This window comes from Microcoleus sp. AT3-A2 (assembly GCF_036705685.1).
Lineage (GTDB): Bacteria > Cyanobacteriota > Cyanobacteriia > Cyanobacteriales > Microcoleaceae > Microcoleus.
This window is the reverse complement of record NZ_JAUBVF010000110.1, coordinates 1-7,286: the sequence shown is the minus strand read 5'-3', so window position 1 is coordinate 7,286 and position 7,286 is coordinate 1. Positions and strand designations below refer to the sequence as shown.

The 7,286-nt window shown below is 47.8% G+C and carries 8 protein-coding genes; all 8 read right to left on the bottom strand.

The window, feature by feature from the left end; all coding sequences use genetic code 11:
* Positions 1-21 precede the first annotated feature (21 nt).
* The gene (locus QUB37_RS28865) at positions 22-2,754 is read right to left on the bottom strand and encodes a DUF3854 domain-containing protein (protein WP_333168603.1); all 2,733 of its coding nucleotides are present in this window, start codon (positions 2,752-2,754) and stop codon (positions 22-24) included.
* Between the two features lie 131 nt (positions 2,755-2,885).
* A complete protein-coding gene (locus QUB37_RS28860; protein WP_333168602.1) occupies positions 2,886-3,350 on the bottom strand; it encodes a hypothetical protein in 465 nt (154 codons plus the stop codon).
* Between the two features lie 338 nt (positions 3,351-3,688).
* Complete coding sequence (locus QUB37_RS28855; protein ID WP_333168601.1) at positions 3,689-4,237, bottom strand: hypothetical protein; 549 nt, start codon at positions 4,235-4,237, stop codon at positions 3,689-3,691.
* 2 nt (positions 4,238-4,239) lie between these two features.
* Positions 4,240-4,503, bottom strand: a complete 264-nt coding sequence (locus QUB37_RS28850) for a hypothetical protein (RefSeq protein ID WP_333168600.1) — start codon at positions 4,501-4,503, stop codon at positions 4,240-4,242.
* A 196-nt stretch (positions 4,504-4,699) separates the two neighbouring features.
* Entirely contained in the window at positions 4,700-5,212 is a 513-nt protein-coding gene (locus tag QUB37_RS28845; protein ID WP_333168599.1) for a hypothetical protein, read from the bottom strand.
* The gene (locus tag QUB37_RS28840) at positions 5,212-5,586 is read right to left on the bottom strand and encodes a hypothetical protein (RefSeq protein ID WP_333168598.1); all 375 of its coding nucleotides are present in this window, start codon (positions 5,584-5,586) and stop codon (positions 5,212-5,214) included. Before QUB37_RS28840 ends, QUB37_RS28845 begins: the two co-directional genes overlap by 1 nt.
* On the bottom strand, positions 5,579-5,974 hold the full coding sequence (locus tag QUB37_RS28835; RefSeq protein ID WP_333168597.1) for a hypothetical protein: 396 nt from the start codon (positions 5,972-5,974) through the stop codon (positions 5,579-5,581). Before QUB37_RS28835 ends, QUB37_RS28840 begins: the two co-directional genes overlap by 8 nt.
* Positions 5,975-6,303: 329 nt before the next feature.
* Complete coding sequence (locus tag QUB37_RS28830; protein WP_333168596.1) at positions 6,304-6,663, bottom strand: hypothetical protein; 360 nt, start codon at positions 6,661-6,663, stop codon at positions 6,304-6,306.
* Positions 6,664-7,286: the final 623 nt, after the last annotated feature.

Here is a 7,286-nt window from a genome sequence, read left to right as displayed (position 1 = left end):
AGTCGGGAGTCGGGAGTTGAACTATTTCATCCCCGGCGCTAAGTACATCAAATCCCCGGCGATGAATTCATGCTCTTGAATAAAAGCGACTTGCTTATCGAATTTCACTAACAGACCCGTGCGAGTAGGGTAAAAGTGAACTTTGATAATTTCACCTCTCACGCCGTGAAACTGACCGCCTAAATCCTTAACTACCACTCGATCGCCTACCTCAAGAATTTTTGGCTGATGGGTTTGTGACGGGTTTGTGACGGGTTTGTGACGGGTTTGTGACGGGTTTGTGACGGCTGGGATGTTTACAGGTGTTGGATTTGACGGATTTGACGGTTTTTCCTCACCCCCTACCTCACAAAATTCTTTTTTTGACGTGTCTGGGGAGATTTTTTTTGCTGTGTCATTAGAATTTTGAGAAAATCCAGCATATCCGTCAAATCCGACATCCGTAAGGCTTTCAACCGTCACCGACCCATCACAATCCATCACAAATCCATCACAAAATGGCTTTTTGGTGACGGGACAGGGGTAAATTTCGCCTGTAGGGTCTAGCCGACATCGAAGCCCTAAGCCCTCGATATAACTCCCGTCGCGGTCGCGGCCCTCCACGATGGCAACCTTCATTTGATTTTTGAGCAAGTCTCGTAAGTTGAGGGAGAACCTCTTCATCGGCACAGTGTTTTTGTGTCCGTTCTCTTGTTGGTATTTGCAGAAATTGGCGTACAACCAGCGACCGGCTTGCTCGATGTCGCCTAGTCCGACGTATCCTTTGGCATCAGGGCTGATAACGGCTTTTTCTTCCAACCATCCGGCTATCGGGTTGGTTTCGCACAGTTGCCTCCACTTCACTTGCGCTAGGGCTGGCACTTCCCGATCGGTGTGTTTAATGAGTCGTGTTACCTCTGAGGCCGGAATATCTAAAACTCGTTTCAAAAGACCGGGCAAGTATGGCTCAAATTCTTTGATCAAGTTGCGACCTTCGTACTCTGGAACGCGGGTATCAAGGGAAATAGTTAGCTTGCGTCGCTCTTGGCCGCTGGTTAAATCTCGACTCTCCGGCGCTTCATTAGCGCTCAAAATCACCATGCCTTTAAAGATGAAGTCGCGACACTGTTGAACGCCTTTCCGCTCGTAACGGATAGGGTCTTGTCCCGTCAGTTGCTTGAGGACGCTAACCTCACCCTGCCAGCGCTCAGAGTCGGGAAATAACGCCAAAACTTTACCGTAGAATTTGGCTGTTTCAAATTGGTTATTTTCCAGATGCTTGAGTTGGCTTGATACGGTATTATCACTTCCCGTTAAAAGCCGTGCCAGCGCCATAAGGGTAGACTTGCCAGTGCCCCCGCCACCGATCAGCTCAAGGTAGCGCTGTAAGTCTGCTCGACGGGTAACAATAGCCGAAAGAAAGGCCAGTAGCACTTCTGCGATAGTCTTGTCCCCTGTGATTTTGAACAAGAATTCCTCAATTGGTTTGCATCCGATTGCGTGACCGCTCCATTTATAAGGCAGTTGCCAATTAAATCGATAACCTGGTTTGTGCGGCAACAGTTGCTGTGTAGCACGGTCTAGAACGCCGTCCAGTAAAGGGATTAATTCTTCTTGTTCGTTCCAGTCGGTGACTTCTAAGTCAGATTGCAGGATGGTTGCGATCGAACTGACATAGCCAGCATTGAATCCCGGCAAATCTTTTGAGCGCAAGTGAGCATGAATCAATCCCCGCACAGTCTCAGGGGTTTCTATGTCCCACAGGCCCTCGTGTTTGGCGCTGTAGTGCCGCCAGAGTTGATACTCTGATTCCCACGCCAACTTATCTCGGTAAATTTCTGCTAGTTCCTCTGCGATAGCACTTGGCGGGGGTAATTCCTTTTTCCCCTTCTTGCCTTCGACCGTACCGCTATCAGATTCTTTCATCTGAGCCTCAAGAGCCTGGAGCCACTGGGGATAAGGTTGAGCTTCACTCATGATTTTGTGTACCATCTCCGGGCCGTGCTTAACTTTCACATCGTCAATTTTTAAGCCTAGCTCAGGATTCCACATTGCAATCAAAACGTTGCATCCACGTTTTTCTAAGGCTTTGACGAGTTTCTTGATCTCAAGCCGTACCTCTTTTTTAGTCAGTACGTCCATGTCAAACCGGACACGAATTGTCCGGCCCGGAACTGCAACCGCCGCTAAGTTTGGGACAATTTCACCTTTGCTTTGCCACATTGCAACACCGCAGAGCGCTAATGAAGGGAGTCCGCAAGTCATCCCCGCTCCTGACTTCTTCGTTCCTTCGTCAAGGTCAACAATGATAGACACGTCATCCAAAACCCGCTGCCAAAAATTTTTATCGGGGTGCGGTAGTGCGATCGCATCGTAGGGATGCCCCTTGTCAGATAAGTATTTTGTGGGCTTCTCTTTCTCTGGGAATTGAATGGCTATGTCGGGCTTGAATTGTCCGAAGGATTGAGGCTTCATTGTTGCGAGGTCTAACCCAGACGCGAACCAGCCTAGAGAATACTCGTCAGCATATACCGCCCATCCGATGCGGTGTGCTATTACTTTGCGGTCTCGCAGGTACTTGACTGCCCGACGTGCGATCGCCTCTGAGACACCGGAACCCTCGCACCATTCCACCATGTGCTTTTCCGAGAGTGAGTAAGTTTGAGTAGGTTTGACTACTTTTGTTAATTCAGAATCTTGACAAACTTCATCGGGATTAGGTAGAATTAATTCACTTGAAATGTGGATGTCGATCGAGTTAAAATTGTCGGACATAGATTTAGCTCGCTCTAAACGAGTTGAATTGTGGGAAATCAAAGAGCCGCTGATTCAGGTTCCAATTGAGTGCAGCGGTTTTTTGGTGTCTAGATTTTGGAAAATTTGAGCGTAATTGGAAAACCGCCCCGCTAGTTGACTAGGGGTGCGATTAGGCTGTCATTGCGAGCACAGCCACCTATTTCGGCGTCGGGTAATGGGACAAAAATCTTGGGAGGACTCTCGTAAGGTTTGACCTGAGATGGTTCTAGACCCTCGATAAAACTCCTGAACTCAGCCAAACTTCTAATTGAAGCTAGGAAGGTATCAGGGTTTTTATCGAAATAATCCTTAATAGAGCAAAATCTGGGTCTGCGAGCGCCAGGAAGGATAGCTCCTACTCGGCTATCTACATACCTGAAAGATTTATCTAGGCTCCGCTTATCGTTGAGGGCTGCAAGAAAAATTTCATTAGAAAGTCGCATGGCAAGTTTTACGAAAGCCGGGCGGTTCCATGAAAGCTCTCTCTGGCGCTCCCAAAAAAATGCCCAATATTCGTCTTGAGGACATTTGCCCCAAAATTGTTGTACCAGTGCTCTTTGCTCTATTAAGTCCATTGTTTGATTTTACCTGTTCGCTTGAAAACGGCTACATCGGTTCTTAACTTTGGCACCAAAATTGTCTCTCGCTTACTTCCTCAGTCTCTACGACTTCGACCTATTACATCGACGAGTGAGTTTCTGGAGGGAAACGCAGACAGCGCAAGGGTTTCAGTGATAGGGTGATTTTAGGGAAATAGAGGGAATTTAGCTTCCCCTCCGCTCTCGGAAGACTTCAATAATCCGCTACAACTTGCAGGCTCTGGAACACTTATCTAGAGAACGTCTTCAGCAAGGTTGCGTTACGTCGATGTTATACATCGACGAATTGTTTCTGAATATTTCTGAGCTGATTTTTACCCCCCCTCAAACTGACTCAACAGCGCTTGTAATTTTGCTTTGCCCTCTGCGAACTTCCTCCCCTTCATCTTGAGAATATTTTCGACAATCCATGTTTTAGTTTTGCCGACTTCCTGCGCTTCCTTGATTTCCGCATACAGTTTCCTAGCTAGTTCGGCGGTTTCATCGTTAGTCGTGGTAATTGCGGTTTCCGCTTCTTCCTCAGAGTCAGAGCTATAAAGGGTTTCCAATGTTTTCCGAGCTTCTTCCACGTCGGTAGCCGGAGTCGCTAAAATTGCCTCAGCTTCCTGCTGTCTTGACTGCTGACTTACATAGGTGGAAACGGCAATTTCATCAGCTACGTCAGCCTTAATCGCCCTGGTTTTCCATTCCTCAATCTCATTTTCCTCTGCCAATTTACGGGCGATGCTACCCGCACCCACGGCACAAGCCACAGCGCCACCAAGTGATAATCCCTGAATTGCCTTGTGCCAGCTAACTCTTTTATCAAGCCCAACCAACGGAACTAACCAGAGGGCAACAGCAGCGCCAGACAGTACAAACATTTTTAGCTGCATAAAAACACCCCCGCACCGATCGCGATCGAAGCCAAGCCGGCCAGTAAAAGCGCTTGTAGATTGGTGACTGAAATTTTGAGCCAGCCGCTAACAGAGAAATCTAGCAGCCAGCACAGACCCCACAAAATAAATGCTGCTGCTGCCAAAAAGGCGATCGCCCTCATAGCCATCGGATGCAAACTCGCTACCCATCCCAGAAGGGAGGAAGCGATGCACCCGGCGACAAAATAGTTTGCCAGATACATCGCTCGCATTACTCTTCCTCCTCTTCTTCAAGGGATATGAAGTGATCGAAATCTGCTTCAATCCGATGGACACGAACCGGCTCTAGACAGCCCGGTCGAAGTTCGGCAATCAGGCGGTTGTTCGGGAGAATTTCGATCACTCGCCAAATAGAGTCAGGATATTCGGTGCATGGCCGCACAAAATCCCATAGTTGATGATTTCTCATTAGTTCGCCCCTGCTGTCAGTTTGGTTTTAATCGCATCAATCCGAGTCCGTGCATCGGAATCTGCTTTGTCGATTCCCATGCCGAGCCGAGCATATCCTGATCGCATCCCGTGGAGTTTTTTAGCGAGGGAAGCGTTGCCGCGAACTTTCTTTAATTCGTTCTCCGCGACTGAGCCTTCGTATTTCCTATGGGCTTTGTGTACCACGGCATCGGCTTCCTCGATCTTCCCTAAGTCTTTGTAAACCCCTTTGGTGATTCGGGCCCCTTCGACTTTTTCCTTTTTCAAGTCCTTCACCGCGTCCGCTTGGTCGCGGGAAAAGTACATGGGATTAGGAACTACGGGAACCGATCGGATTGATCCAAAATTACCGGGATTTGTGGGAGTGATGACGGCGGCATCGGTTTGTGCCAATACCTTAGATTTATCAATGCTGTGGTTGCCGTCGTTTGTTGCTGAAAGTTTGCCAGCGTCGGATTTACCGCCGCCAAATAGTCGGAGTTGTAGACTCATTATTTTGTTGCTCCAATTTGAATTTGAATCTTGATCGAAGGGAAAAGATTTAGGGGATTAATCCGAGGCCACAAACAGAGAATCAGCACGGAAAGCCCCGCCGATGCGAGAGTGACTGCTATTAGTTGCCCAAAATCCACCCATTCCAGCAAATTAATCTGGCGGGGCGATTCCTGGTTAGCGACCGCTACCGTGTTGTAAGTGGTTTCAATTTTGCGATCGAACTCTAACCCGTGCGAGGTCAACAGTTTTTCCCACGTTGCCGTCGCTGTAAGTTTTCCGAAAGTTCGCGCTTGCTCGTTCGTGAGATTGCAATCGTATGCAAGCTGTTTGAGATGTTCGATTCGGCGGCGCGAGAGCATAGGCTTAGACATGATTGACAAGCCTCAAGTCAGAATCCAGCGTCAGTTCGCCGTCAGAATAGGGTTCAGGGAGAATACCGGGACAATTGCTGTGAGTCCACCTGACAAAATAAACCCAAGTATTAGAAACCGAGCAATAGCCATCAGGTTCTGGAATCCAGCGCATCCCTAGAATTTCACCAAAGTCCGTGGCAAACTCTGGAGCTTCATCATCATCTGACTCCCAGTCCTGGGCAACCAAATCACCAATCTTGAATTCTGGAGAGGGATAGAGAGAGCGAGGCTGAGACTTAGGCAACAGGCAAAGCGAAGTGAGCGACGCTACTTTTTGCAGGAAGTCGCGCCGAGCGAACGTAAATAATTGCGATCGCCCCTCCGGGCAATCGGCTGAATGTGGCATTATATTTAGGCTCCAAGCGTTGTCTTTGAACGTTTGTAGAAGTCGTAGTTAATCTGGTGTTGATCGCACCGGGTTAACCGCGCAGAGAACTTCTGTTACTTACGATCGCTCTTTCTCAGCCCCTTGTCAAGCCGGAATTGTAAAGTTTTCGCACGCCCTGGTGTTGAATTCTAGAATCTAAAATCTAGAAACTAAAACCTAAAACACTATATCTAGTAGCAATGCAGCTTCAATAGGTTATTCCACACCATATCTAGTGTCTTGAGGGAAGCCCCGAAGTTAACCGGGGCGGTAGCCTCCTAATTTCCTGGGATGTAGCTCAGGACTCCTCAATCATCCTCCAAAACTTCCTCCAGTTTCGAGAGCAAATTCTTAGGAGCTTTGGGAGATAACCAGGGCTTGATGAGACTTAGGATTTTAGGAGCTTTCTCTGTTGAGTCTCTGGCAGCGACCGATTTTTGTTTCAGGTCTGCCAGCTCCGATCGTAATTCTGCAATTATTGCGTCTCGGTCGGAGAGTTGCCCTTGAAGATTGGCGCACGTTTTGTCCCTCGCTTGAAGTTCTTCCTCTACATCAGCCCAGCGAGCTTTTTCTGTTTGAAGCTGCGATCGGAGTTCTCGCACTTCTTTTTCTAGCCTAGTCTTTATCTGGATGCTGGATTCTAGGAGTTTGGCTCTATCGGCTTTCACTTCCTCTAATTCTTGCCTGAGTGATGGTGAGATTGAATCACTCAGGCTCGGAGTTTTCCCGGCAATACCTCTACCGCAAGGGTTTCAGATGGTATGTTACTTAGTATGCTACCAGTGTTGTCAGGTATGTTACTAAGCAGCTTGTCTGGTATGTTACTAAGTTTAGAGGGTATGTTACTGCCAACTGATAGTGTGTTACCTTTTTCGATTACGGTAGCATAGGCCGCTGTACCAAAAAATTCAGCCAGTGCAGTATTAACACCAGCGCTAAACATAGTTCCCTTCTTGGATATCAAGCCTTTACTCTCGCAGAACGCAATCAGCGCTTGCTCGACTTCGGGTGCAAGATAAACGGCGATATGTTTCTTGTCAGTGGCCATAGTATGTTACTTGTTAAATTAAGTACAATACCAAGATAACATACTTTCCCAAAAGTAACATACTAATATTATTGACATTGGCACACAGATACACAAGAAGTGGCACACACTCCCGATGGTTGCACTTCGGCGAGAGAAAGTACAATTTCGGGAGTCGGGAGTCGGGAGTCGGGAGTCGGGAGTTGAACTATTTCATCCCCGGCGCTAAGTACATCAAATCCCCGGCGATGAATTCATGCTCTT